This window comes from Streptomyces sp. NBC_01334, assembly GCF_035983595.1.
Classification (GTDB): domain Bacteria; phylum Actinomycetota; class Actinomycetes; order Streptomycetales; family Streptomycetaceae; genus Streptomyces; species Streptomyces coriariae.
In genome coordinates this window covers 1069200-1095734 of sequence record NZ_CP130718.1, presented here as the reverse complement: position 1 = coordinate 1095734, position 26535 = coordinate 1069200, and the positions used below count along the sequence as shown (strand labels likewise).

At 70.8% G+C, this 26535-nt stretch carries 22 protein-coding genes and 4 pseudogenes; 15 read left to right on the top strand and 11 right to left on the bottom strand.

All coding sequences use genetic code 11. From position 1 onward, the window contains the following. Positions 1-33 precede the first annotated feature (33 nt). Complete coding sequence (locus OG736_RS04990) at positions 34-930, bottom strand: SDR family oxidoreductase (protein ID WP_327181333.1); 897 nt, start codon at positions 928-930, stop codon at positions 34-36. A 47-nt stretch (positions 931-977) separates the two neighbouring features. Between OG736_RS04990 and OG736_RS04985 the strand changes: the two are divergent. Together OG736_RS04985 and OG736_RS04980 are read left to right on the top strand one after the other, a co-directional pair. Beyond that, positions 978-1340 (top strand): annotated as a pseudogene (locus OG736_RS04985) (winged helix-turn-helix transcriptional regulator); the annotation flags it as partial. A gap of 45 nt (positions 1341-1385) precedes the next feature. Next, positions 1386-1658, top strand: a pseudogene (locus OG736_RS04980) (dihydrolipoyl dehydrogenase); the annotation flags it as partial. Here OG736_RS04980 and OG736_RS04975 read toward each other — a convergent pair. From OG736_RS04975 to OG736_RS04955, 5 genes and pseudogenes are all read right to left on the bottom strand, one after another. Next, positions 1648-1821 carry an AMP-binding protein gene (locus OG736_RS04975; protein WP_442817000.1) on the bottom strand — a complete coding sequence of 58 codons (174 nt, stop codon included), beginning with the start codon at positions 1819-1821 and terminating at the stop codon, positions 1648-1650. The pseudogene OG736_RS04980 and the gene OG736_RS04975 overlap by 11 nt on opposite strands. 74 nt (positions 1822-1895) lie before the next feature. After that, positions 1896-2296: pseudogene (locus OG736_RS04970) on the bottom strand (AMP-binding protein). A 51-nt stretch (positions 2297-2347) separates the two neighbouring features. Next, a complete protein-coding gene (locus tag OG736_RS04965; protein WP_327181332.1) occupies positions 2348-3814 on the bottom strand; it encodes an amidase in 1467 nt (488 codons plus the stop codon). A 381-nt stretch (positions 3815-4195) separates the two neighbouring features. Further along, entirely contained in the window at positions 4196-5098 is a 903-nt protein-coding gene (locus tag OG736_RS04960) for an SDR family oxidoreductase (RefSeq protein ID WP_327181331.1), read from the bottom strand. Between the two features lie 28 nt (positions 5099-5126). Beyond that, a complete protein-coding gene (locus tag OG736_RS04955; protein ID WP_327181330.1) occupies positions 5127-5531 on the bottom strand; it encodes a Dabb family protein in 405 nt (134 codons plus the stop codon). A gap of 122 nt (positions 5532-5653) precedes the next feature. On the opposite strand from OG736_RS04955, the gene OG736_RS04950 reads away from it, so the two are divergent. Beyond that, complete coding sequence (locus tag OG736_RS04950) at positions 5654-6280, top strand: TetR/AcrR family transcriptional regulator (RefSeq protein WP_327181329.1); 627 nt, start codon at positions 5654-5656, stop codon at positions 6278-6280. A 273-nt stretch (positions 6281-6553) separates the two neighbouring features. Here OG736_RS04950 and OG736_RS04945 read toward each other — a convergent pair. Beyond that, positions 6554-7676, bottom strand: a pseudogene (locus OG736_RS04945) (IS630 family transposase). A gap of 211 nt (positions 7677-7887) precedes the next feature. Continuing rightward, positions 7888-8715, bottom strand: coding sequence for an SDR family oxidoreductase (locus tag OG736_RS04935; RefSeq protein ID WP_327181328.1), 828 nt, complete (start codon positions 8713-8715; stop codon positions 7888-7890). A gap of 63 nt (positions 8716-8778) precedes the next feature. Between OG736_RS04935 and OG736_RS04930 the strand changes: the two genes are divergently transcribed. Together OG736_RS04930 and OG736_RS04925 are read left to right on the top strand one after the other, a co-directional pair. Next, positions 8779-10005: an acyl-CoA dehydrogenase family protein gene (locus OG736_RS04930; protein WP_327181327.1), complete on the top strand. Its 1227-nt coding sequence runs from the start codon at positions 8779-8781 to the stop codon at positions 10003-10005. A 131-nt stretch (positions 10006-10136) separates the two neighbouring features. Next, complete coding sequence (locus OG736_RS04925) at positions 10137-10631, top strand: MarR family winged helix-turn-helix transcriptional regulator (RefSeq protein WP_051185546.1); 495 nt, start codon at positions 10137-10139, stop codon at positions 10629-10631. Between the two features lie 224 nt (positions 10632-10855). Here the strand turns inward: OG736_RS04925 and OG736_RS04920 are convergent, their stop codons facing one another. Next, positions 10856-11137 (bottom strand): hypothetical protein, encoded by a 282-nt coding sequence (locus OG736_RS04920; protein WP_327181326.1) that lies wholly within the window; start codon positions 11135-11137, stop codon positions 10856-10858. A 131-nt stretch (positions 11138-11268) separates the two neighbouring features. On the opposite strand from OG736_RS04920, the gene OG736_RS04915 reads away from it, so the two are divergent. The 5 genes from OG736_RS04915 to OG736_RS04895 all read left to right on the top strand — a co-directional run bounded on the left by OG736_RS04915 (position 11269) and on the right by OG736_RS04895 (position 19560). After that, positions 11269-12558, top strand: a complete 1290-nt coding sequence (locus OG736_RS04915) for a bifunctional glycosyltransferase family 2/GtrA family protein (RefSeq protein ID WP_327181325.1) — start codon at positions 11269-11271, stop codon at positions 12556-12558. Positions 12559-12575: 17 nt separating this feature from the next. Continuing rightward, the gene (locus tag OG736_RS04910; protein ID WP_327181324.1) at positions 12576-14777 is read left to right on the top strand and encodes a glycosyltransferase family 39 protein; all 2202 of its coding nucleotides are present in this window, start codon (positions 12576-12578) and stop codon (positions 14775-14777) included. Positions 14778-14826: 49 nt separating this feature from the next. After that, positions 14827-15570 (top strand): response regulator transcription factor, encoded by a 744-nt coding sequence (locus tag OG736_RS04905; RefSeq protein WP_327181323.1) that lies wholly within the window; start codon positions 14827-14829, stop codon positions 15568-15570. Further along, the gene (locus OG736_RS04900; RefSeq protein WP_327181322.1) at positions 15567-17105 is read left to right on the top strand and encodes a sensor histidine kinase; all 1539 of its coding nucleotides are present in this window, start codon (positions 15567-15569) and stop codon (positions 17103-17105) included. Before OG736_RS04905 ends, OG736_RS04900 begins: the two co-directional genes overlap by 4 nt. Before the next feature lie 223 nt (positions 17106-17328). After that, positions 17329-19560: a serine/threonine-protein kinase gene (locus tag OG736_RS04895; RefSeq protein WP_327181321.1), complete on the top strand. Its 2232-nt coding sequence runs from the start codon at positions 17329-17331 to the stop codon at positions 19558-19560. Between the two features lie 6 nt (positions 19561-19566). Here the strand turns inward: OG736_RS04895 and OG736_RS04890 are convergent, their stop codons facing one another. Then, positions 19567-20085: an NUDIX hydrolase gene (locus OG736_RS04890; protein ID WP_327181320.1), complete on the bottom strand. Its 519-nt coding sequence runs from the start codon at positions 20083-20085 to the stop codon at positions 19567-19569. 59 nt (positions 20086-20144) lie between these two features. Between OG736_RS04890 and OG736_RS04885 the strand changes: the two genes are divergently transcribed. Beyond that, entirely contained in the window at positions 20145-20306 is a 162-nt protein-coding gene (locus OG736_RS04885; RefSeq protein WP_327181319.1) for a hypothetical protein, read from the top strand. Between the two features lie 42 nt (positions 20307-20348). Then, positions 20349-21965 carry a phytoene desaturase family protein gene (locus OG736_RS04880; protein ID WP_327181318.1) on the top strand — a complete coding sequence of 539 codons (1617 nt, stop codon included), beginning with the start codon at positions 20349-20351 and terminating at the stop codon, positions 21963-21965. Positions 21966-21977: 12 nt separating this feature from the next. Here OG736_RS04880 and OG736_RS04875 read toward each other — a convergent pair whose 3' ends face one another. Further along, on the bottom strand, positions 21978-22811 hold the full coding sequence (locus OG736_RS04875; protein WP_327181317.1) for an SDR family NAD(P)-dependent oxidoreductase: 834 nt from the start codon (positions 22809-22811) through the stop codon (positions 21978-21980). A 54-nt stretch (positions 22812-22865) separates the two neighbouring features. On the opposite strand from OG736_RS04875, the gene OG736_RS04870 reads away from it, so the two are divergent. From OG736_RS04870 to OG736_RS04860, 3 genes are all read left to right on the top strand, one after another. After that, positions 22866-23717: a helix-turn-helix transcriptional regulator gene (locus OG736_RS04870; protein WP_327181316.1), complete on the top strand. Its 852-nt coding sequence runs from the start codon at positions 22866-22868 to the stop codon at positions 23715-23717. A gap of 69 nt (positions 23718-23786) precedes the next feature. Next, positions 23787-24896 (top strand): NAD(P)H-dependent flavin oxidoreductase, encoded by a 1110-nt coding sequence (locus OG736_RS04865; RefSeq protein ID WP_327181315.1) that lies wholly within the window; start codon positions 23787-23789, stop codon positions 24894-24896. Next, positions 24893-26446 carry an acyl-CoA synthetase gene (locus tag OG736_RS04860; RefSeq protein ID WP_327181314.1) on the top strand — a complete coding sequence of 518 codons (1554 nt, stop codon included), beginning with the start codon at positions 24893-24895 and terminating at the stop codon, positions 26444-26446. The genes OG736_RS04865 and OG736_RS04860 overlap by 4 nt, the downstream gene beginning before the upstream one ends. Positions 26447-26535: the final 89 nt, after the last annotated feature.

Sequence of the window (26535 nt, the reverse complement as noted above, 5' to 3'; positions counted from 1 at the left end):
GTCGCTGTCCCGCGCGGGACTACTCCTGTGCGACTAGGGCGACCCGGTCTCCGCGGCAGAGGTACCGGTGCCCGGCGTGAGCTGGTCATGCCTCCCCAGCGCCGCGACCTCCCGTTCGAGGGACGGAACGGCACGGGCCGCGAAGCGCCTCGCCCATGGCCAGGCCAGTGGCGAATTCAGCGCTGCCTTGGCCCAGTTGGCCACGGCGACCGCGCGCGGGACGTATACGCGGCTGCGGCGGCGCACGAGCCCGTCGACGATCGCGGCAGCCGCCCGGTCGGCACTCGTGGTGACATTGCCCGGGTAGGGAAGCCGGTTGCGCAGGCCCTGGAACGAGGGGAGGTCCGCCTCGGCGCCCCGGACGAGATCCGTGTCGATCCAGGAGGGGTGCACCAGGCCGACCGTGACGCCGAGGTGCGCCACCTCCTGGCGATAGGTCAGGGCGAGCAGCTCGGCCGCGGCCTTGCTGGCGCCGTAGGAGGCCATCGCCGCCAGCGGCATGAAGGACAGCGCGGACGCCACGACCAGCACGTGTCCCCGGCTGCGCTCCAGATGGGGCGTCACGTACTTGAGGGTCCGGAAGACGCCGTTCAGATTGATGTCCAGGACCCGCTCGAACGACGCCTCGTCCGTCTGTCGCACGGTCCCGTACGCCACGACGCCGGCATTGGCGACGACGAGATCGATGCCGCCCATGACCCCCGCGGCCTCGTCGATCGCTGACCGCAGGACGGTGCCGTCGCGCACATCGGCCTCACGCCAGGAGGCGGCGGGGCCCAGCTCGCGGGCGAGGTCACGGAGCCGATCGGGCTCCAGTCCGATCAAGGTCACCTGAGCGCCTCGGGCGATGGCCAGACGGGCCACCCTCTCGCCGATGCCGCGCGCCGCTCCGGTGACAACCAGCTTTCTGCCCAGCAAGTCACGTTTCATGGCGGCAACATAACTTCGTTATTTATTGAGCGCAAGATGTCGCGCGTATGAACTGTCGTCGCTCCACCTGCTGGGTCTCACGACTGGACGAACCTACGCTGGCTGTCATGAGGCGGACCTCCTTTGCGCAGTGGCCCTGTTCGATCGCGCGCACCATGGACTTGCTCGGGGACCGGTGGACGCCGTTGGTGCTGCGTGAGGCGTTCTACGGGATCCGACGGTTCGACGCGTTCCAGGTGTCGCTGGGGATCGCGCGCAACACATTGACGGATCGGTTGCGCCGGCTGGTGGACGAGGAGCTGCTGGAGAAACGGCCGTACCAGACGGAGCCGGTGCGGTACGACTACGTGCTCAAGGAGAAGGGGCGCGACTTCTACGGTGTGCTGCTGGTGATGAACCGGTGGGGGGACCGCTGGCTGTCCGGTGAAGTGGGCCCGCCGGTGGTCATGCATCACGCCCAGTTCCCGTTCACCGCGAACGCCAAGGCTCATGGCCCGGGTGATGCGACCGGCTTCGTGAAGCTCATCAGTGACGCCAAGTACGGCGAGCTCATAGGCGCTCACCTCATCGGCCCGGACGTCACCGAGCTGCTCCCCGAACTGACGCCGGCCCAGCAGTGGGACCTCACCGTCCATGAGGTCGCCCGCAACGTCCACGCCCACCCCACCCTCGGCGAGGCGGTCAAGGAAGCCGTCCACGGCCTCGCGGGCCACATGATCAACATGTAGCAGGGCGCTGCCCCCTCGAAATGAACAGGTCGACGCCGGCGGACGCGTTGTCATACACGCTGCGGTGACGCAGCTCCGCGCCCTTGGGGTGGCCGGTGGTGCTGGACGTGCAGAGGGCCACCGCTGTGTCGTCTTCGTCGCGTTCGACCGTCCGGAACGTCACGGGCTGCTCGGCTACGACCGAGGTGTAGGACTCCGGCGTCTCGTCCCCGGACCACGGCGCGCCGCCGCTCTCGATCAGGAAGAACTCGGCGCAGCCCGCTCTTCCGGAATCCCTCCCAGGCGGCCTTCCCGATCGGCAGCTCCGGGGTTCCCTCGAAGGCGAAGCACGCCCTTCGCGTCGGAGTCGGTGAGGTGGTGGGCGACCTCGCGGCCCTGCAACAGCACGTTCAGCGGCACGACCGCGGCCCCGGCCTTGAGGATGCCGAAGTAGATGCTGGCGAATTGGGGCAGGACAGCGCGACCTTGTCCCCGGGCTGGATCCCGCGCGAGACGAGCAGGTTCGCGACCCGGTTGGCCGCGACGTCGAGGGCCTCGTACGTGATGCGGTCGTCGCCGAAGACGATCGCGGTGCGTTCCGGGTAGCGGGACGCGGAATCCGTCAGCAGTCGTGACGCGTTGCGGCTCAAGCTGTGCATCGTCGTTCTCCGGGGCGTTCGGGCCGATGGTCAGGGTCCAGTGGTGGGGGTCTAGGCGAAGGCCGGAGGCGGCACGAAGCCGTCCACTTCCCGGCCCAGCAGGGCGGCGAACTCGATGGTGGTGAGATCGCCCCCGCTCGGGCCCATGGCCTGCAGACCGATGGGCAGTCCGCTCCTGCCCTTGCGCACCGGGATGGTCGTCGCCGGCCCCCCGGAGACGTTGGCGACGGCGCTCCACTTGACCTGGTCCCAGTAAGGGCGTCGCACACCTTCGACTTCGAATGGCCGCCCGAACCAGTCGATCAGCTTGTTGTGGTGGGCGGGGGCGGCCGTCGGGGTGACCGGCATGAGCACGATGTCGAAGTCCTGGAAGAACTCGAACCATCGCTGCCGGATCTCATTGCGCACCATGTCGGCCTGGAGCCAGTGATAGTGGGACTGAAAGGTTCCGAGCAGGGCGGGACCGGCGTCACCCCGCGGGTGCTGGAGGAACCGGGCCAGCACTGCGGCGCTGGAGGCAGGAGCGAGGCCGGTGCGGTCGCCCGCGCCGAAGAGCAGGGGCTGGAAGGCCTTCCCGTGATTCGTCGCGATGTCGACAGGGAGGCTGGCGGGCTGGACCGTGATCTTCGCGCCGGCCGCCCGCAGCACAGTGACTGCATCGTCCACGGCTGCCGCGACGTCGCTGTCGACCGGACACGCGGGATCCTCACCCCAGACGGCGACCCGGAAGTCGGCGAGCTTGGTCGCGCGCGGCGGTGCGAGTGTGTAGCTGAAACCGCCGTCGTAGTCGGCGGGCCCGACCGTTGCCCGCAGGATCGGGACGAGGTCACGGGCGTCGCGGACCTGCGCGCCGCCGCAGCCCATGTCGGCCTCGGTCCATCGTCCCGGGCCCGGCCCGTAGGGCACATGCCCGATGAGAGGTATCGACCGCCAGGTCGACTTGTGCCCGTACAGGCCGTTGAAGTGGGACGGGATCCTGGTCGATCCGCCGATTTCCGAGCCGAAGTCGAACGTCGTGAGGCCCGCGGCGGTGGCGACGGCGCCGCCCCCGGCGGATCCGCCCGAGGTACGGGTCGTGTCCCACGGGTTCGATGAAGGACCGAACACCGGGTTGTCGGCCTGGACGTCCTGGTTGCCCGGAGGCATGTTGCTCTTCCCCATGATCACGGCACCGGCCGAACGCAGCCGCTTGACCGCCTCGGCGTCCTGGTCGGGCACGTAGTCCTTGAGGTCTGTTCGCCCGCAGACGGTGCGCATCCCGGCTGTCTCGAAGCTGTCCTTGACCGTGATCGGCACACCGTGCAGAGGACCGAGGTCTCGCCCGGCCGCCCGCGCGGCGTCCGCTTCCCCGGCCTCGCGACGGGCCCGCTCGGGGTCAAGGGTCACCACCGCGTTCAACGCGGTGTTATGGGTGGCAATCCGCTCAAGATAGAGCTCGACGAGTTCCCGGCTCGAGATCTCACCCGCGGCCAGCGCGCGTGACTGCTCCACTGCGGGCTGGAAGGGGACGTCACTCACGGCATGCCTCATCTCTGACTTTGACGGCGCCATCAAATGTGAGTCATAATATTACATTCGACAGAACATAGGCTCGGGATGACGAGCAAGGCAAGGGCTCTGCGGAACGAACGGAGAATCCTGTGGCGTCAGAGGATCCTGTGGCATCAAGGGACGACCTCGTCGCCAACGTCGTCGCGGAGGAGCTACGCACGCAGGCGGCGCGGTAGGGCACTCTGCTGCCCGGGACTCGAGGATCTCGTTCGCGGCTGTCTGTCGCCCGAGCACCGGGACCAGTGCGGCGTCGGATGTCCCTCCGCCGCCTGCCCGACCAGTGCCGTGACCACGAATGTTCACGGTGTCGGCGGACCTGCCGTCGACGTGCCGGTGTGGCGGTGGAGTTCAGCCGACCTCATTGCGGACGGCGGTGTCGAGGTCGGTAGCGGTCAGGCCGAAGGTCTCGGCGGTCTCCGTCGCGTCCATGTGGAACGGCGCGTACCACTGGTAGTCCATCTCGGCCATCTCGCGGGCGATCGGCACGATCAGCCCGGCCGTACGCGTCACGGAGCGCGGTATCTGGATCAGTTTGACCGGTGGCCGGCCTGCCGCGACGGCGTAGCGCCGCGCCAGCTCGCGAATGGTGACGGCCGGCGCGGACGGCACGTGCCAGGGTCGGCCCCACGCGCGTTCTTCCGAGGCCAGCGTGATGAGGGCCTGTGCCATGTCGCCGTTGAAGGTGAAGGTGTGTGGCATGTCCAGGTGGCCGGTGATCCAGGCCGCTTTTCCCTTCTGCAGGGCCGACTTGATGAGCAGGGAGTAGATGCCGTTGGCGTCCTTGCCGATGTAGTCGGAGCCGCGGACCTCGACGGTGCGGATCCCCCCGGCGAGGGCCTGTTCCCACATGCGTCTGCGCAGGCGGCCCTTGTGCCCGGTGGCGGCCATGGGGGTGTGTTCGTTCATCCGGCCGCCGGGCTGTGGACCGTAGGCGTAGAGGCTGCCGGTCAGCGCGAGGACGGCGTCGTTCGCCTTGGCGGCGGTGATGGCCGCCGTCTGCAGGGGCGGCAACAGGCGCTCCCACGCCGTGTATGAGGGTGGATTGGCGCAGTGGTAGATCACTTCCGCGCCGCGGGACAGCTCGGTCAGGCGGGACGGGTCGGACGCGTCCGCGGCGACCCGGTCGACCAGCGGGTGCTCGGGGCCGGAGCCGCTGCGGGTGACGATCCGGACGCTCTCGCCGCGCTCGGCGAGCAGACGGGCGACGTTGGTACCGATGGAACCGGCACCGATGATGACGTGCTTGGCCATGACGGATTCTCCTTCTCCGGGGTATCGGTCAGTCGTCCACGCCGGAGCCGGTGTACGTGGGCACGTCTGCGAGCATGCCGGCGATCTGCGGGTTGAGCTCGTTGCGGCGCCGGTGCAGTCCCTGGATCTTGGCGTTCAGGTCGGGGTCGTCGTCGTCACTGACGTCGAAGATCTCCAGCCGTTCGACCAGGTGCAGCCCGAGGTGGTCGGTCTGGTAGGTGGTCGGGTGCGTCAGGTAGGCGAAGAGCCCGTCGAGATGTTCGACGACGAACACCGCGCCGTACGTGTAGTCGCCGCCGTGGTCGCGGCCGACGACGAAGGACTTGATGGCGGGGTTCGACCGGCCCTGATTGCGCCAGCTCTCCAGCACCCCTTCGATCTGCTCGGGCGTCGCAGTGGCCTTCATCGTGACTCTGTTGATGTGGTAAATCATGACTTACTACTCGTTCCTAACGCCGTTAGATTTCCTAACGGCGTTAACTATGACGCGCGTCGCCGGCGCGGTCAAGGCGGTGACTAGTGTTCGAGGACACCATCGAAGCGAAGTGACGGACCATGCCGACCAGCACGAGACGGGCCCGCGAACGGGCGAACACCCGGGAGCGGATCATCGAGGCCGCGCTGCACGTCCTCGAGACCGAGGGCATCGCGGCCCTGACGATCCGGCGCATCGCCACCGACGTCGAATATTCCGCGCCCGTCGTCTACCAGCACTTCGCCAACAAGGACGCGCTCGTACTGGAGCTGGTCGCGCACGGTCACCGCCTGATGCTGAGCGAGTTCAGCCAAGCCGCGCAGGAGCCCGATACGGACCGGCGCATGACGCGCATTGCGTCGCAGTACGTCCGGTTCGCCGGCGAGCACCCCCACCTCTTCCAGGTCATGAACGACCCGATGGTCGACGCGGACGAACGCCGGCGCGTCGCGGAACCGGCCATCGACGTCCTCAAGGAGCTGCTCACCTCCTGGTCGGCTGCGCACGACGTGGTCCTGGCCGATTTCGACCAGGCTTGTGAGATCCTCTGGGGCACGCTGTACGGCATCGCGTCGCTCAGTCACCTCGGCAGCGTCGGCAACGATCGCGCCCGCTGCCTCGCCGAACAGGCGCTTCGCGCGATCCTCCTCGGCTGGCGAACCGAGAAGCCGGCGAACGGTCGACCGGCGAGCAGCCAGGTGCTCTGACCGCTGTGGTTCGCCGGGTTCAGGGGAGGACCGGAGTGTTCGTCGAGATCGTCTTCGTGGGGCTGCCGATCGATCGTGACGACGTCGAGGAGGCTCTGGAGACGGCGTTCGAGCTCGACGGCGAGGTCACCGGCGCGGGCAGCGGCATGGGTCGTTGCCATCTTGACCTTGAAATCGCGGAGAGCCGGACACGACCGCGGCCCTGGAGCGGCTCCGGACGGTGCTGTCCGAACTGGAGTCGCGGACTGCGAGACGTTGAACGTCAGCGAATGATCAAGCCGCCGTCCTCGCTCGTCCGCCCCATCGGATGCCCTTCTCACTGCGGCTGCGGGCGCGCTCTCGACGTTGGGCGGCAAGGACGTCGGGGTGGCGGGCGTTGGCGTTGCGCCAGCGGAGATAGGCGTGGAGGGCCCGGGTCTGTGTGGTGTGGTTGCGGTGGTTGGAGTTGGCGATGGTGAACTGTCGCAACGGCCCGAAGTGGGCCTCGATCGGATTGGCCCAGGACGCGTAGGTCGGCGTGAAGCACAGCTCGACCCTGTTCTTCTTCGCCCAGCGGCGAATGGTGTCGCCCTTGTGGGCGGACAGGTTGTCCATGATGACGTAGATCGGGGCGCCGTCCGGGCGAGCGGCCCGGATCGACCTGAGCGCGGCCAGGGTGTTCGCGGCGCCCTTCTTGCGACGGTTGACGCCCCACAGGGTGTCGTCGCCGATCGAGTAGCAGTCGTGGAAGTACCTCACTCCGTGAGTGCGGTGGTACGTCGCGGGACGGCGCTCGGGGTGACCAGCAGCAGCCCAGCACGCGCCAGCGGCGGGCCGGATACCAAGCGGGCCGAACTCGTCGAACGCGAACACCCGGTCAGGGAAGCGTTCCAGCAGGTGCTCGATGCAGTCGAGCTTGGCGTCGCGCTCGGGGTCCGGTGACTCCTTCCAGGTCTTGGTGCGCTGGAAGGTGATGCCGCGACGGGCGAGCAGGCACCGTAATGCCTCGCGGCCGATCCGGATCACGCGCCCGTGCACTTTTCGCAGGTAGGTGGCGGGTTTGCGGATGGACCAGCGGGTGAAGGGCTGGCCGAGCTTGGTGGGGCGGGTGGTGGCCGTCTGGATGACGAAGTCCTCGTCGTCAGGACTGAGCAGGCGGGGACGGCCTCCCGCCCACTGAGGGTCCAGGCAGGCCAGGCCGATCTCGTTGAACCGGTGGATCACGTCCCGGACGGTGTCCTCGTCGGCCTGCACCAGCTTCGCGATCACCGGCACCCGGTTCCCGCCCGCCGGCCGAGGCCAGCAGCATCATCGCCCGCCGGAACCGCACCGAACTGGTGCTGCCCCGGCGCACGATCTGCTGTGGTTTCTGCCCCTCCTGATCGGTCAACCTGCGCACACGGACAGGCTCTGCCACCACACCCCCAGCGGTCGGGACGGACGTCAGTGCACATCCAACCGCCACGACCACCAACCCGGCGAACCTACGGGTCAGAGCACTAGATCGGCCGCTGCGAAGGCCTGGGTCGCTGCAGCTGTCCCGCGCCGCCTTCGACTCGAAGCTCGCCGATGAGGTCCTCGAGAAGGGCATCGAGAACGCCCTCGCGTTCATCTACTGAGCAGTGGGATCAGGCCGGATCGACGAATATGTCGAGCGCGAGATCACCTTCGAAGTCGGCAGGGCTGTAGACGGACAGGTCGGTGACGCCCTCGTCCGACAGGACCTCGTCGTCGATGAACAGGTTGGCGGTGCACTTTCGCGCGTCACGCGTGAGGATGGCGTACGCGGCTTCAGCCATGATCCGCGGACTACGGGCTTGTCCGGCGCCGCCGACCACGTTGCGCACGGCGGCTGTGTCGATCAGGGTCCGCGGCCACAACGAGTTGGCGGCGATGCCATCGGCGGCGAGCTCCTCGGCGAGCCCGATGGTGCACAGACTCATGCCGTACTTCGACAGCGTGTAACCGAGATGCTTCCCCACCCAGTGCGGCGCGAGGTTCAACGGCGGGGAGAGCGTGAGGATGTGCGGGTTGCCCGCCTTGCGCAGGTGCGGGATAGCGGCCTTGCTCAGCAGGAACGTGCCACGCGTGTTGATGTCCTGCATCAGGTCGTACCGCTTCATCTCCAGCTGCTCCGACGACGACAGGTCGATCGCGCTGGCGTTGTTCACCACGATGTCGATGCCACCGAAGGCGCTGACCGCCGCGTCGACAGCGGTGCGCACATCGTCCTCGTTGCGGACGTCACCGACGACGGCCAGCCCCTTGCCGCCCGCGCGCTCAATCTCGTCAACGGCGGTGTGGACCGTGCCTTCGAGCTTCGGATGCGGCACGGCGGTCTTGGCGAGCATCACCACGTTCGCACCGTCGCGGGCCGCGCGCAGAGCGATGGCGAGTCCGATGCCGCGGCTGCCTCCCGACATCAGGATGGTCTTGTCGGCCAGCGTCTGTGGCATGGTCGAACCTCCAAAATAGATTGCCAAGCTAATGGTACGTGGTGCTAATGATATCTTCCCCGTATGACTTCCACTCCCACACGCCAGATCGACCGGCTCTACCACGAGCTCCTCGCCCCCAAAGAGACACAGTCCGTTCGCGCTGCCGTGCGCCGGATCGCAGAGCACGAAGTGGCTCCGCACGCCGTGGCGATCGCGGGGGGCGACGAGCGCACGGACGGCTTCCCCCGACATGTGTTTGACGGGCTTGCGTCGGCGGGGGTCTTCCGGATCCCCTTCCCCAGCGAGGTCGGCGGCGACGGTCTGACCCACCCGGCGACCGCCACCGCCGCGGCCGTCGAGGAACTGGCCTACTACTCCAGCAGCGTCGCGGCCGTCTTCGATGTGCACTGCATCCTGGCGGGCAACGCCCTGCGGCAGGGCACCGAGGAGCAGCAGCAGCGATGGCTGCGAAAGGTCGCGGAAGGCTCAGTGGTCGGCGCCTTCGCCACCACCGAGCCGGATGCCTCCAGCGACCTGTCTCCGCAAGCGGTACAGACCGAGGCGATACGCACCGAGGCCGGCTGGGTGCTGAACGGCCACAAGCGGTGGATCTCCAACTCGCCCGTCGCCGGGTTCGTGGTGGTTCTCGCCCGCACCGGCACCCGGCTGAGCATGTTCATCGTCGACACGGCACTTCCCGGAGTGGAAGTCGGCCTTCCCGACCGCAAGATGGGCAACCGTGGCCAGCTCACCGCGGACATCCGCTTCACGGATGTGCACCTGACCGACGACGACCTCCTCGGTGGCGCCGAGGGACACGGACTGCGCCACGCGCTGTCCACTCTGACCTACGGCCGGATCGGCATCGCGGCTGCCGGGGTCGGCATGGCGCAGGCCGCCTTCGACCACACCGTGGCCCACCTGTCGACGCGACACGCCTTCGGCAAGCCGGTGGCCGCCAACCAGCACTGGCAGTTCCTGCTCGCCGAACGGGCCACCGAGATCGAGAACGCCCGCACCCTCTACACCAAGGCCGCCCTGCGCCTGGACGCGGGCAACCCGTCCCCGGAGCCCGAGGCCGCGATGGCGAAGTACTACGCCACCAAGCTGTCGGTGGACATGGCGCGCGACGCCGTCCAGGCCTTCGGAGGCCTCGGCTTCGCGCGCGAACTGGGTGCCGACGGCAGCCCCGGCCCCGTCGAGGCGATCTACCGGGACAGCAAGATCGGCGAGATCTATGAGGGCACCAACGAGATCCAGAAGTGGGTCATAGCCCGGCAGATCTTCGGTCGGGCCATCGTCGGCTGACCACCCAGGCCGCACCGGCCGTAAGCCGGCGGACGGGGGAATCCCGCCGGCCTGCAGCGGTCCTGGCGCCTCGGGCTTTCTCGTACGATGGACAGGACCATACGTACGACTAACCATGGGCGGGATAAACGATGTCCGAGGCTCCGCTGGTACCGGGGACAGTGGCCGAGCACACCATCTGCCTGCTGGTCAAACTCGGACAGGTGGCGTTCAGGATCGCCGAGGACGGCATCGGCGGGACCGGCCTGCGAGTGCGGCATTACAGCGTCCTGCAGGCTTTGGCGGACAACGGTGCCATGCCGCAACTGGCACTTGGCTCGTTCCTGCGCATCGACCCCGCGACGATGGTGACGAGTCTCGACGACCTGGAGCGCGCCGGATACGCGGAGCGGACACGAGATCCGCAGGACCGTCGCCGCTACGCCGTGGACATCACCGCCGAAGGGCGCAAGGTCCTGGCCCGCCTCAACCGCACACTCGTCGATCTCGACGGCGAAATCCTCGCAGACCTGGGCACCACGGAACGACAGTCGCTTCACGTCCTGCTGGACAGTCTCGCGGGAAGTCCCGCTCTGACCTCCCTGTTCGACACCGTCCGGGAGCAGAACGGTGGGAAACGGGCTTAACGGCTCTAGGGGATCGCCCCGGGGTATAGCGCTATGTCCCGGTTCTGGCGAAGTCGGCTTGCCGGGCCGTACGCCCTCCGGCGGTCTTCGGCGGCCTCAGCGGTGGGCAGGGGGCGCCCTGTTCGTAGGCCATGCGTCAATTGGGTCGAGCATGGGGCAACACCCGAGTCGCTGACCGTGATCGACGCGATCCGCGTCCGGGTGGGCCGGTGCTCGGGGCGGGGTCACCCCGCGACGAGGGCCATCCGGTCGCTGATCTCTCCTGCTGTGGCGAGGGCCTTCTGGGCGATCTCCGTCCCGGCCTCCGGGCAGACCCGGGAGGCGAGAGCGGCCACGCTCACCGCCGCGACCACGTGCTGAAGCGGTCCCTCGGCCGGCCCGGCGACCGCCCCGTCGGCGCGAGGCGATCGTGCAGGGGGCGCATGGGGGAGATGAGGCGGTCTCCGGGCCCGCAACGCCGTGAGGCGGACGAGCTCACGGTGGATCGAGAGAGCGCTTTCGGCCATTGATCTGACTCCCCGTCAGTTCTCGCGATTCTCCCGTTGCCCCCACAGGCGGGGCGGCAACAGTGAGCTCACAGGCCCTGGACCAGGGCCTGTGAGCCGCAGTCTGCCGTCCCCTCATGCCTGAGGAAACCATGACCCCCACCCCCCACCTCACCGAACTCGCCGCCCGCGTGGAGCGCCCCGCCCCCTTCCAGCCCGTGGAACATTCGCTTCTCCCGCACGCCGGTACCGCGACGGTGGACATCGTCGTTCCGGTATACAACGAGGAACGAGCACTGCCCGGTTGCCTGCGCACGCTCCATGCCCGGCTGTCCCAGGGCTTCCCCTTCCCCTGGCGGATCACCGTCGCCGACAACGCCAGTACCGACGAGACCCTCGCCACCGCCCGCCGCCTCGCGGACGAGCTGCCCGGCGTCGGCGTCGTCCACCTGGACCGCAAGGGGCGTGGACTTGCGCTGCGCACCGTCTGGGGCGCCAGCGACGCGGACATCGTGGCGTACATGGACGTGGACCTCTCCACCGGCCTCGACGGACTGCTCCCGCTGGTCGCGCCCCTGGCCAGCGGCCACTCGGACGTCGCGATCGGCTCCCGGCTGGCTTCCGGCGCACGCACGGTCCGCGGCCCGCGCCGCGAGTTCGTCTCCCGCTGCTACAACGGCATCATCCGGCTCACCCACGGAGTCCGCTTCACCGACGCCCAGTGCGGGTTCAAGGCGGCCCGCACGGACGTGCTCCGGCCGCTGCTGGAAGTGACCCGCGACGACGCGTGGTTCTTCGACACCGAGCTGCTCCTGCTCGCCGAGCACAACGGGCTGCGTATCCACGAGGTCCCGGTCGACTGGGTCGAGGACATCGACACCCGGGTGGATGTGGTGAGCACCGCCAGGGAAGACCTGCGGGGCCTGTGGCGCATGGCGCGGCTCAAGGCGTCCGGTGACGCCCGGGTCGAGGTGCGGGCGCGCCCCGAGCCGGCCGCCGAACACCCCGACGCCGTCCTCGCCCCCTCCGCACGGCGCGGTGTGCTGTCGTGGGAGGTCGGCTGTTTCCTCGCGATCGGTGTCGTCTCCACGGTCGGACAGGCCTTGCTGTATTGGCTGTTGCGCGGTTGGTGGTCTCCGGCCGTCGCCAACCTGATCTCGCTGTTCGGCCTCACCGTCCTCAACACCGAGGCGAACCGCCGCCTCACCTTCCGGTACGCCGCCACCCCGCCCGCGCGGGCGCACCTCGGTGCCGGGGGCCTGTTCCTCCTCGGCTATCTGGTCACCTCCGCCGCGGTGCTGTGGTTCAAGCGGCTCGATCCCGGTGCCTCGCCGGCCGCGGAGACCGCGGTCCTCGCCACGGCGTCGGTCGCGGTCACCTGCGTGCGCTTCGCCGTACTGCGGCTGGCCGTCTTCGCCGACCCCCGTAGCCGTACCCGTTGACGAGAGCGAATTCCGACATGAGCAACTCCGCGCACATCAGGCCCGCACCGGCGGCATCGGCACACGAGGGGAGGCACACGAGTACGTCCGTCCGCTCGCTCCCCACCTGGGCGGCACCCGCGGCGCTCGGAGCCGTCCTCGTGCTCGCGGCCGTCCTGTACGGCTGGGCACTGGGCTCCCTGGGGTGGGGCAACAGCTACTACTCGGCGGCCGTGAAGTCGATGGGGAAGAGCTGGACCGACTTCCTCTTCGGCTCCTTCGACCCGGCGGGCGTGATCACGGTCGACAAGCCCCCGGCCGCGCTGTGGCCGCAGGTGATCAGCAGCAGGATATTCGGGATGCACGGCTGGGCGCTGATCCTGCCGCAGGTGCTCGAAGGTGTGGCCGGGGTGCTCGTGCTGCACCGCACCGTGCGCCGCTGGGCGGGGGAGGGAGCGGCGCTGATCGCGGCTCTGGTGCTCACCCTGACGCCCATCACCGTGGCCATCAACCGGGACAACAACCCGGACACGCTGCTGGTCCTGCTGCTGGTGTCGGCGGCGTACGCGCTCACCCGTGCGCTGCAGGCCGAGGGCCGGGCCGCGACCTGGTGGCTGTGCGCGAGCGGCTTCCTGATCGGGTGCGGATTCCTCACCAAAATGCTCGCCGCCTGGATGGTCGTTCCCGCGTTCGCCGTCGCCTGGCTCGTGGGAGGAAGCTGCCCCTGGATACCGCGAGTGCGGCGTCTGCTGGGCGCGGGAGCCATCCTGGCGGCGTCCTCTCTGTGGTGGGTCGCCATGGTGGCCCTGTGGCCTGGCGACCGCCCTTACATCGGCGGCAGCGAGGACGGCTCGGCCTGGGACCTCGTGATCGGCTACAACGGACTGGGCAGGGTCTTCGGTTCCAGCGACGGAACGCCCCAGGGCATGGGGGGCGGGGGCGGTTTCGCCGGCGGGTTCGGCGGCCAGTCCGGCCCGGGCCGGATGTTCGCCACGCAGGTGGGCGGTCAGATCAGCTGGCTGCTGCCGCTTTGCGCGCTGGCTCTGGCCGTCGCCGTCGCCGCGGCGGTGCTGCGCCGACGTGGGAGGCTGCCCGCCTCCGCCCTGCTGCCGGCCTCCGGCTGGCTGCTGTGGGGAACCTGGCTGGTGGTCTGCGCCGCCGTGTACTCGACTCAGAAGGGCATCTTCCACCCCTACTACACCACCCAGCTCGCGCCGGCCATCGCCGCTCTGTGCGGCGGACTGACGGCCGGCCTGGCCCGCGTGCACCGTGCGGGCCTGCGCTGGGCGCCACTGGCCGGCGTGGCCGGGGTCGCGGTGAGCGTGGTCTGGGCGGTGGTGCTGATCCGCCGCGAACCCGACTGGAACGGCTGGCTGGTGTGGCCGGTGCTGCTCGTGGGCTGCGCCGCCGTCGTCCTGCTGGTGCTCTCACGACGGCACGGCCGGTTGCTGACGGCTGCGGTGGGCGCAGCGCTGGCGTCGGTACTGGTGGCCCCGGGAGCCTGGGCGTTGAGCGTGCCCGGCTCCCCCAGCATGGGCGGCTCCAACCCGATGGCCGGTCCGCAGACGCTCGGCCTCGGCGGCGGCATGCCCCGGCAGAGTGGGAACGGCGGCGACCTTCCGTCGGGCATGCCGTCCGGGATGCCGTCGAACATGCCGGGCCTCCCCGGCGGTGACGAGTCCTCGGGCCGGTCAGGTGGACCCCTGTCCGGCGGAATGCCCTCCGGCATGCCCACGGGGGGACCGAACGGCATGCCCGGTACGTCCCAAGGCTCCGGGAGCGCCCCAGGCGGGCGCGGCGGTTTCGGCGATGGGGAACTCACCGCTGATCAGCGGAAGATCCTTCAGTACGCTGTCGAGCACGCACCCGACGCACGCATCAAGCTCGCCGTCGAGGGCGGCGCCCTGTCCGCCGGCGCCTTCATCCTGGGCACCGACGAGACGGTCATCGGCATGGGTGGCTTCACGAACAGCGACAATGCGCCCTCGGTGGCCCAGTTGAAGGAGTGGACCAGGAACGGCGAACTACGCTACATCCTGGGCTCCGACACGAACGGCGGCGGCGTGCCGGGCCTGTCCGGCGGATACACCGAGCAGCGCTCCGACTGGATCGCCGGCCACTGCACCGAGGTTCCGGCGTCGGCATACGGCGGCGACTCCGGTACGTCGTCACAGAACAACGGCGGCGGTGCGAGGGGATTCGGAGGAAGTAACGTGCTCTACGACTGCGCCGCCGAGTAGCCGACGCCCGAGCGACGTTCGCGACACGGCAGAACGGACCAGCAGATCCATGACCGAGCAGCCCGCAACCGCGCGGCCGCGACATCGGCTCCTCGTGGTCGAGGACGAGCCCAGCATTCGCACCTTGCTGGAGGCAACGCTTCGCCTGACCGGATACGAGGTGAGCAGCACCGACACCGGACAGACGGCCCTCCTGGAGGTCGAACGCCTGAAACCGCATCTGGTGCTGCTGGACGTGATGCTGCCCGACCTGGACGGCTTCGAGGTGACCCGCAGGCTGCGGGCGGCAGGCGACGACTGTCCGATCCTGTTCCTTACCGCCCGCACAGGCACCGACGATCGCATCACCGGCCTCGGTGCCGGCGGGGACGACTACGTCACCAAACCCTTCAGCATCGAGGAGGTGCTGCTGCGCATCGAGGCCATTCTGCGTCGCACGGCGCCGGCCGCCGCATGGCAGGCGGTGCAGAGTGTTCTGCGCTACGCCGACCTCGAACTCGACGAGGGCGCCCACGAGGTGCACCGCGCAGGGCAGTACATCGCCCTGTCTCCGACCGAGTTCAAGCTCCTGGCATACCTCCTGTCGAACGCGGGCCAGGTGGTGAGCAAGGTCCAGATCCTCGACCACGTCTGGAGCTACGACTTCGCGGGCGACTCGCGGATCATCGAAACGTACGTCAGGTACCTGCGCAGGAAGATCGATTGCTTCGAGCCGCCACTGATCCACACCGTGCGTGGCGTCGGCTACTGCCTGAGGCTTCCCCGCGACCACTCAGGGACGTCGGACCAGTGACCCGGTTCCTGCCCCGGCCGCCCAGGTCGGTGCGACGGCGCCTCGTCCTCGGCGCCGCTCTGCTCGCCACCGTGGCAGTCCTGACCTCCCAGGCGATCGGCTTTGTGGTGCTTCGCTCCTGGCTGCTGGACCGCGTCGACGAGCAGCTCGTCGGGTTCCATCCGCCGGCTCCCGCCTATTACGACGCGCTCCGAGGCAGGCTCCCGCACTCGGGAGCACGTCCGGACGTGCTTCCCTCGGACTTCCACATCTACTTCTACGACTCCTCCGGGCGCCGTCTGAACAGCTCCCTGGGCTCCGAGACCAGGCCAGGGCCTCGGTTGGCCGATCAGGCGGAGGACCTCGGGCTGCAGGACGGGCACCCCGAGACCGTGCCCGCCATCAGTGGTGACGGCCGCTGGCGGGTGCTGCTGAACCCCGGTCCGGACGGCATGGGAGCGGTGGTCGCCCTTCCGCTCGAGACCGTCGACGGCGCCACATCGAAGCTTCTGTGGCTGAACGCCGTGCTGCTCGCCGTCACGATCGTCGCCCTGATCGCCCTGGGCCGGTGGGTGGTCCGTCTGGGACTGCTGCCCCTGACCAGAATGGAACGGACGGCTCAGGACATCACCGCAGGCCGACTCGATCTGCGGTTGACCGACACCGATGCGCGTACCGAGATCGGACGACTCGGCCAGGTCCTGAACTCCATGCTCGACCGCCTGCAGAAGGCGCTGCTGGCCCGAGAGGCCTCGGAGGCCCGCCTGCGCCGGTTCGTCGCCGACGCCGGGCACGAACTGCGCACTCCGCTCACCGCCATCCAGGGCTACGCCCAGCTCGCCCTCCGTCCCGAACCGCGCTCGGCCCTCGACCGAAACGAGGCCGACCGGTTCATCGCGCAGAACGCGGAACGCATGAGTCTGCTCGTGGACGACCTCCAGTTGCTCGCGACCCTGGACAAAGAACCCTCCTACCGCACGGACCGGGTCGACCTGCTGACCCTCGCGGCGGACGCCGTCAGCGCCGCCGCCGTCCACAGCGAGGCCCACCCCGTCGACCTCGGCCCGCTGCACACCCCGGCCGATCCCACCGGAGCCGAGGAACTCGACGTCGCGGAGACCGTCGGCGACCCGCACCGTCTGCGTCAGATCGTGGAGAACCTGCTCTCCAACGCCCGCACCCACACCCCACCGGGCACCCGCGTCCACGTTCGCGTCGGCACGACCGAGGCGGGTGCCGGAACCGGAGGGACGGAGCGACCCGGACGCACCACCGCTTCACCGCCTCTGCCGGAGGGCCTGCCGATCACCGTGATCGAGGTGGCCGACGAAGGACCGGGCCTCGAACCCGCCGACGCCGAACTCGTCTTCGAGCGCTTCTACCGCGCCGACCCCGCCCGCTCCCGCATCCACGGCGGCAGCGGCCTCGGCCTGGCCATCGCCGCGACCATCGCCGAGGGCCACGGCGGGCGCCTCGAACTCGACACGGTCTCCGGCCGCGGCTGCACCTTCCGGCTGGTTCTGCCCGCAGCCGACTTCGGCCGGGAAGCCCGCTGATCCCGCGCGTACGGGTGTGCGGCCCTCAGGGACCGAGAGCGACAGCGGCTCCCCGGACATATGGACGGGACCGGGAGGACGACCCACCTTCCCGAACACGTCCGGCGGGCGATGGCGAGGCTCGGCCCCGAAGCTCGCCCGGCCCCGTTCAAAGTCGGGCGATAGGCCGCCATACTGGACCGGCCAGGGGAGGGCCGGAAAGCAACGGGGGCGGCGGCGCACTATGGCGGAGAGCAGGATGATCCAGGGCCGGTACCGGCTGCTGGACCGGATCGGGCGCGGTGGCATGGGCGAGGTGTGGCGGGCCCGTGACGAGTCCCTCGGTCGGCAGGTGGCCGTGAAGTGCCTCAAACCGATCGCCCCGCACCACGACCCGGCCTCCGGGCGCGTCCTGCGGGAACGCTTCCGGCGTGAGGGCCGCGTCGCCGCCGCGCTCCAGCACCGCGGGGTGACGGTCGTCCACGACTTCGGTGACAGCGAGGGTGTCCTCTTCCTGGTCATGGAGCTGCTCGACGGCAGCAACCTGTGCCAGTTGCTGGACGACAACGAGCGCCGGCCGCTGCCCGTCGCCGACGTCGTGGAGGTCGCCGACCAGGTCGCCGCGGCCCTCGCCTACACGCACCGGCAGGGCGTGGTGCACCGCGACCTGAAGCCCGCGAACATCGTGCGGCTCGCCGACGGCACGGTGAAGATCTGCGACTTCGGCATCGCCCGCCTCGGTCACGACATCGGCTTCACCTCCCGTCTCACCGGCACCGGCATAGCCATGGGCACCCCGCACTACATGTCGCCGGAGCAGATCGGCGGGGAGGAGGTCGACCAGCGCAGCGACCTCTACTCGCTGGGCTGTGTGCTGTACGAGATCGCCACCGGGGCCCCGCCGTTCGACCTGGACGACCCCTGGGCGATCCTCGTCGGCCACCGGGACACCCCGCCCCGGCCGCCGCGTGAACTCCGCCCCGTCCTGCCCGACCACCTCGACCGGATCATCCTGGACCTGCTGGCGAAACGGCCCGACGAGCGCCCCCAGGACGCCCGTGAGATCGTCCGGCGCATCGCCGCGGGCCGCACCGCACCGGCGTACGTGCCGACCCTGGTGACGCCCCGGCCCGAGCTGCGGCCGCCCGGACCCGCCGGCCGCGAGCCGCGGCTGCCGTCCTGGACGCAGGGCATGACGACCGGCCACAAGGCCACCGGCGCCGCACTTCGGGTCACGCCGCCGGACGCGGCGGCGGCCCTGACCGGCGAGTGGATCCCCCGGCCGGCGCTCGGGGCGGTCCCCGCCCCGTCGGCTCCGGACACGCCGTCCCCGCAGGCGCTCACCGCGCTGGCCGGACGGCACAGCGCCGGCCTCAGCCTGGGGCGGCTCGGCCGCTGGGCGGAGGCCGGGGAGGTGCACCGCGCCGTCGCCGCCGAACGCGCGCACCTGCTCGGCGCGGACCACCCCGAGACGCTCGCCAGCCGCTACGAGGTCGCCTTCACCCTGAGCCGCACCGGCCGTGCCGCCGACGCGCTGCGCGAGTACCAGCACGTGGCCGCCGCCCGTACCCGGGTGCTCGGCGCCGACCACGCCGACACGCTCGCCACCCGGCAGGAGATGGCCTACGTGCTCGGCCGGCTGGGCCGCCACTTCGACGCCCACCAGGTGTACGCCTCGGTCCTCGCCGCCCGGGTGCGCACGGCGGGCCCCGACCACCCCGACACCCTGCGCTGCCGCCACAACCTCGCCTTCAACCTCAGCAGACTCGGCCGGCTGGAGGAGTCCTACCGGATGGCGAGCGAGGTGGCCGTCGCGCGCGGCCGCGTTCTGGGCCCCGTCCATCCGGACACCCTGGTCACCCGCTACGAGGTCGCCTACGCCCTGGGGCAGTTGGGCCGCTGGACGGAGGCCCTCCAGACCTACCGCGAGGTCGCCGCGGCCCGCGCACAGGCTCTCGGTCCCGACCACCCCGACACCCTCGCCGCCCGCTACGAGACCGGCATCAGCCTGGGCCGCCTCGGCCGCAGCGCGGAGGCGCTCCGGCTCTACCGCGACCTCGTGGACGACCGCGCCCGCATCCACGGCCCGGCGCACCCCGAGACCCTGCGGGCCCGCCACGGTCTCGGTGTCAACCTCGGCCGGCTGGGCCGCTGGGAGGAGGCTCTCGCCGAGTCCCGGGACGTGTGCGCCATCCGGGAGCGCGTGCTCGGCGCCGACCACCCCGACACGCTGGTCAGCCGCCGCGAGGTCGCGGTCGGCCTGGGCTGGCTGGGCCGCTGGACCGACGCCCTGACCGAGTACCGGCGGGTGGCCGTGGCCCGCGAGCACCTGCTGGGCGCCGACCACCCCGACACCCTCGCCGCCCGCAACGACGAGGCCCACTGCCTGGAACGGCTCGGCCGGGGCCAGGAGGCTGTCGAGCTGTACCGGAGGGTGGCGGTGCTGCAGCAGCAGCGCGCGGCGGGCGGAGCGTAGGTCTCCTCAGGCCCAGCCCAGCTCCGTGTACAGCCGCCCGGCACGGATCCCGGCGACCGTCGCCCGCGCGTACCCCACCATCGGCTCCGGCAGCGCGTCCTGGGGCCACCAGTCCCAGCCGAGACACTTGTCCGGCTCCAACAGCCGCGGCTCGCCCCGCCACCGCCGCGCGCGGAACACGAGCTGGATCCGTGGCCGGGTCCCGGGCGAGTCGACGACGTGGACGACATGCGCCAGTTCGACGTCCGCCGCCGCGATCTCCAGGCCGGCCTCCTCCCGGGCCTCGCGGATCAGACAGGCGACGGCGGACTCCTGCTCGCAGTGCCCGGCCAGGAAGTGGTGGTGCAGGGGCGCGAAGGGCGAGTCGGGGTGGCGCAGACCGAGCAGGATCCTGCCGTCGCGCTCCAGATAGAGGTGCACGCCGACGACGTTGAGGACGCTCGGCCGTGCGGGCGGCCCCGCGGCGGGCGCGGTGGGCGCGGTGGTCGCGCGGGGCTCGGGTCCGGGCTCGGGCTCGGTGGTCATGCGTCCCCCTCGGGTCCAACACGGGTGCGGTGCCGCGTACTTGAGGCCATCATGATCGTATGGGAGCCGCGACCGCTTATCACGGAGAGATGGGCGAGGAGTTCGCCGCCCGGGTCAAGGAGCCGCGGGCCACGGAGGAGGCGTGGGCGGTCGATCCGCGCAGGTACGAGAGGACCCACCGCACGCCGACCTTCCTGGCGGTGCGGCTGCGCCGGCCGTGACCACCTCTGGCCGACCTTGATCGGCTCGTGTTACGAAGAACCATGCCTGAACACGAGGGACACGCGGGACACGAGGACCACCGGGGACACGCGGATCACCCGGGACACCGCGCCTACGACGCCGTGATCGTCGGCGGCGGCCACAACGGCCTGGTCGCCGCCGCCTATCTGGCCCGGGCCGGCCGGTCCGTGCTGGTGCTGGAACGGCTCGACCACACCGGCGGCGCCGCCGTCTCCACCCGCCCGTTCACCGGTGTGGACGCCCGGCTGTCCCGCTACTCGTACCTGGTCAGCCTGCTGCCGCAGAAGATCGTGCGGGACCTGGGGCTGGACTTCCGCGTCCAGGGCCGCACCATCTCCTCGTACACCCCCGTGGAGCGCGGCGGGCGGCCCACCGGACTGCTCGTCGGCGGCGGCGCGGAACGCACCCGGGAGGCGTTCGCACGGCTGACCGGCGGCGAGCGCGAGTACGCGGCCTGGGAGCGCTTCTACGGCATGACCGGGCGCCTTGCCCGGCGGGTCTTCCCCACCCTCACCGAACCGCTGCCCACCCGGGACGAACTGCGCCGCCGCGTCGACGACGAGGAGGCCTGGCGGACCCTGTTCGAGGAGCCCGTCGGCGTCGCCGTCGAGGAGCGCTTCACGGACGACCTGGTGCGGGGTGTGGTCCTGACCGACGCCCTCATCGGGACCTTCGCCGACGCCCACGACCCCTCCCTGAAGCAGAACCGCTGCTTCCTCTACCACGTGATCGGCGGCGGCACCGGCGCCTGGGACGTACCCGTGGGCGGGATGGGCGCACTGACCGACGCCCTCGCCACCGCCGCCCGGGAGGCGGGCGCCGTCCTGGCCACCGGGCACGAGGCCGTACGCATCGACACGGACGGCCGTACGGCGGAGGTCGCCTACCGTACGGCCGACGGCGAGGGCGTCGCCACCGCCCGGCACGTCCTGGTGAACGCCTCCCCGCAGGCGCTCGCGGAGCTCACCGGCGACGCGCCGCCCACTCCCGCCGAGGGCGCCCAGCTCAAGGTGAACATGCTGCTCGAGCGCCTGCCCAGGCTGCGGGACAGCTCCGTCGACCCGCGTGAGGCGTTCGCCGGCACCTTCCACATCGCCGAGGGCTACGAGCAGCTCGCCACCGCCCACGCCCAGGCGGCCGCCGGTGAACTGCCCGCCGCCCCGCCCTCGGAGATCTACTGCCACTCCCTGACCGACCCCACCATCCTCGGGCCGGACCTCGCGGCGCGGGGCTACCAGACCTTGACCCTGTTCGGTCTGCACACACCCGCCCGGCTCTTCGAGCGGGACAACGACGCCGTGCGCGAGGAGCTCCTGAGGGCGACCCTCGCCCAGCTCGAGGCCCACCTCGCGGAGCCCCTCGCCGACTGCCTGGCCACCGACGCCGACGGCCGCCCCTGCATCGAGGCACGGACCCCGCTGGACCTGGAACGCGACCTCGGGCTGCCCGGCGGCAACATCTTCCACCGCGACCTGGCCTGGCCGTACGCCCAGGAGGGCGTCGGCCGCTGGGGCGTGGAGACCCGGCACGCCAACGTGCTGCTGTGCGGCGCGGGCGCGGTGCGCGGGGGAGGGGTCAGCGGGGTGCCGGGACACAACGCGGCGATGGCGGTGCTGGAGGAGCCGGCCACCGGCTGAGCGGCCCCGGGGTCAGGCCCGCATGCCGCCGTCGACCCGCAGGACCGTGCCCGTGACGTAGGACGCCCGGTCGCTCAGCAGCCAGGCCGCGGCCTGGGCGACCTCGTCCGGTTCGGCGGCGCGGCCCAGCGGGGTCAGGGCGTTGAGGTGGCCGACGATTCCCGGAGTGCTCGCCTCCCAGGCGTCGATCATCTCCGTCAGCGTCGTACCGGGCGCGATGGCGTTGACGCGGATGCCCTCGGGGCCGTAGGTGGCGGCGGCCGACGCGGTGAGGCTGTTCAGCGCCCGCTTCGCCGCGCCGTACACGGGCAGCGCCGGGTTGGCCATCAGGCTGCCGACGCTGGAGGTGTTCACGATGGCGCCGGTCCCCGAGGTGGCGCGGATCGCGGCGATCTGCGCCTTCATCGCCAGCCAGGGCCCCTTGAGGTTCACCGCGAGGACATGGTCGAATTCGGTCTCCGGCAGCTCCTCCATGGGGCCCGGCTGTTGGATGGTCGCCGCGTTGTTGAAGGCCACGTCGAGCCTGCCGTACAGCTCGACGGTCCGGTCGACGGCGGCACGGACGCTCGCCGGTTCGGCCAGGTCGCAGCGCACGTACTCCGCGGTGCCGCCGGCTGCCCGGATCTCCTCGGTCACGGCCTTGAGCTGGGTCTCCGTGCGGGCCGCGAGGAGCACCCGGGCGCCTTCCCGGGCGAACAGCCGTGCAGCGGCGGCGCCGATGCCGCGACCGGCGCCGCTGACGAAGGCGACCTTGTCGGCGAGCAGGCCCGAAGCCGGGTGGGAAGTGGTGCTGGTCGTTGTGTTGTGGGTCATGCCGACGAGCCTGCGCCCGGCCGCGCCGCTCATCCAGGCACAGCCGGTACCTGGTTGAGCGCACGGCGGTCCGCGCACACTGGAGGCGTGGACCGACGAGAACTGGCTGCTTTCCTGCGCGGCCGACGCGAACGCATCACCCCTGCCGACGTGGGGCTGCCCGCCGGGTCGCGTCGGCGCACCCCCGGGCTGCGCCGCGAGGAGGTGGCCCAGCTGGCGTTCATCTCGACCGAGTACTACACCCGCCTGGAGCAGGCGCGCGCCCCGCACCCGTCCCGCGAGGTGCTGGCCCAGATCGCCCGGGCCCTGCGGCTGTCGGACGCCGAGCGCGACCACCTCCACCACCTCGCGGGCACACCGCCCGGACCCCCGCCCGGCCCCTCGCGCGAGGTGCGGCAGAGCATCGTCGACCTGCTGAACCGGCTGCCGCAGGCCGCGGCGATCGTCTTGTCGGCGACCTACGAGGTCATCGCGTGGAACGCGCTGGCCGCCGCCCTCATGGAGGACTTCTCCGCCCTGCCGCGGCGGGACCGCAACCTGGTCCGGCGGGCCTTCCTGGAGCCCTGGCCCGGCGGTACGAGGCTGTACAGCGTGTCCGACGCCGACGAGTTCGCCCGGACCGCGGCCCAGCACCTGCGCGGCGCCGCCGGCCGCTACCCGGGCGACCCCGAACTGACCGCGTTGATCGACGAACTGCTCGCCGGCAGCGCGGAGTTCGCCGAACTGTGGGCGGCCCACGAGGTGGCCGCGCGGCCCACCCTGTGCAAGACCTTCGACCACCCCCTCGTCGGTCTCGTCACCGTGAACTGCGACGTCCTGGACATCACCGACCGCGACCAGCGGGTGGTCGTCTACACGGCCGCCCCGGGCTCGCCGTCCGAGGAGGCGCTGCGGCTGCTCTCGGTCGTGGGCACCCAGCGGATGAACGTGCCCGGCTGAGGACAGCAAATCTGACGGAGTATCAGAAAGAGGCTTCCGTCGTCGCACCGGCTGCGGCATCCTGCGCCCATGCAGACGGAGCTGAGCAAGCAACTGGGAGTCGAGCACGCCGTCTTCGGCTTCACGCCGTTCCCCGCCGTCGCCGCGGCCATCAGCCGCGCCGGCGGCTTCGGCGTGCTCGGCGCGGTCCGCTACACCGCGCCCGACGACCTCAAACGCGACCTCGACTGGATCGAGGCGCATGTCGACGGCAAGCCGTACGGCCTCGACGTCGTCATGCCCGCGAAGAAGGTCGAAGGCGTCACGGAGGCGGACGTCGAAGCGATGATCCCCGCGGCGCACCGGCAGTTCGTGCAGGAGACCCTCGCCAAGTACGGGGTGCCCGAGCTGGCCGAGGGCGAGGCGTCCGGATGGCGGATCACCGGCTGGATGGAACAGGTCGCCCGCAGCCAGCTCGACGTCGCCTTCGACTACCCGATCCGGTTGCTGGCCAACGCCCTCGGCTCCCCGCCCGCCGACATCGTCGCCCGCGCCCACGAACAGGGCGTGCTCGTCGCCGCCCTCGCCGGCAGCGCCCGGCACGCCCGCAAACACCAGGAGGGCGGCATCGACATCGTCGTCGCCCAGGGCTACGAGGCGGGCGGTCACACCGGCGAGATCGCCTCCATGGTGCTCACCCCCGAGGTCGTCGAGGCCGTCGACCCGCTCCCGGTCCTCGCCGCCGGAGGCATCGGCAGCGGACAGCAGGTCGCCGCCGCCCTCGCCCTGGGCGCCCAGGGCGTCTGGCTCGGATCGGTCTGGCTGACCACCGCCGAGGCCGATCTGCACTCGTCCGCCCTCACCCGCAAGCTCCTCGCGGCCGGCTCCGGCGACACGGTCCGCTCCCGCGCCCTCACCGGGAAACCCGCCCGCCAGCTGCGCACCGAATGGACCGACGCCTGGGACGCCGACGACGGGCCCGGCACCCTTCCCATGCCGCTCCAGGGCCTGCTGGTCGCCGAGGCCGTCTCGCGCATCCAGAAGTACGAGGTCGACCCCCTGCTCGGCACGCCCGTCGGCCAGATCGTCGGCCGGATGAACGACGTCCGCAGCGTCCAGGCCGTCTTCGACGACCTCACCCGCGGCTTCGAGCGGGCCGTGGACCGCGTCAACCGCATCGCCGGAAGGAGCGGCACATGACCAGCACACCCCCCGCGGGCTTCTGGGCCCAGGCGGCCCAGGACCCCGACCGCACGGTCCTGATCGCGCCGGACGCGGAGAAGTGGAGCGCCGGACGTCTGCACGCCGCCGCCAACCGGCTCGTGCACGGACTGCGCGCCGCCGGTCTGGAGCGCGGCGACGCCTTCGCCGTCGTCCTGCCCAACTCGGCCGAGTTCTTCACCGCCCATCTCGCCGCCACCCAGGCCGGCTTCTACCTCGTCCCCGTCAACCACCACCTGGTGGGCCCCGAGATCGCCTGGATCGTCTCCGACTCCGGCGCCAAGGTCCTCCTCGCCCACGAGCGGTTCGCCGACCAGGCGCGCCGGGCCGCCGACGAGGCCGGTCTCCCCACCACCCACCGGTACGCCGTCGGCGAGGTCGAGGGCTTCCGGCAGTACGCCGAACTCCTCGACGGACAACCGGAGTCGCCGCCCGCCGACCGCACCCTCGGCTGGGTCATGAACTACACCTCGGGCACGACGGGCCGCCCGCGCGGCATCCGGCGTCCGCTGCCCGGCAAGCTGCCCGAGGAGGCCTACCTCGGCGGATTCCTCGGCATCTTCGGCGTCCGGCCCTTCGACGACAACGTGCATCTCGTCTGCTCGCCGCTCTACCACACGGCGGTGCTCCAGTTCGCGGGCGCGTCCCTGCACATCGGCCACCCACTCGTCCTGATGGACAAATGGACGCCCGAGGAGATGCTCCGTCTCATCGACACGCACCGGTGCACCCACACTCATATGGTCCCGACCCAGTTCCACCGTCTGCTGGCCCTCCCGGCGGACGTCCGGGCGCGCTACGACGTGTCGTCCATGCGGCACGCCATCCACGGTGCCGCGCCCTGCCCCGACCATGTGAAGCGGGCGATGATCGACTGGTGGGGCACCTGCGTGGAGGAGTACTACGCGGCCAGCGAGGGCGGCGGTGCCTTCGCCACGGCCGAGGACTGGCTGAAGAAGCCCGGCACGGTCGGCAAGGCCTGGCCCATCAGCGAACTGGCGGTCTTCGACGACGACGGCAACCGTCTGCCGCCCGGCGAACTCGGCACGGTGTACATGAAGATGACCACCGGCGGCTTCGCCTACCACAAGGACGCCGACAAGACGCGGAAGAACCGCATCGGCGACTTCTTCACCGTCGGTGACCTCGGCGTGCTCGACGAGGAGGGCTACCTCTTCCTCCGCGACCGCAAGATCGACCTGATCATCTCGGGCGGCGTCAACATCTACCCCGCCGAGATCGAGTCCGCGCTGCTCGCCCACCCCGCCGTCGCCGACGCCGCCGCCTTCGGCATCCCGCACGACGACTGGGGCGAGCAGGTGAAGGCGGTGGTCGAACCGGCCCCCGGCCACGCCCCCGGACCCGACCTCGCCGCGGCCCTCCTCGACCACTGCGCCGAACGGCTGGCCGGCTACAAGCGCCCCAGGAGCATCGACTTCATCACCGAGATGCCCCGCGACCCCAACGGCAAGCTCTACAAGCGGCGGCTGCGGGAGCCGTACTGGGAGGGACGGACCCGGCCCGTCTGAGCGGGGCCCAGGCGGCGTGTGACGCGTGTGCCGTCCCTTCTCCGGAGGGGACGCCACCACGACGGCCCGGCGGGCATCCCGGACCGCCG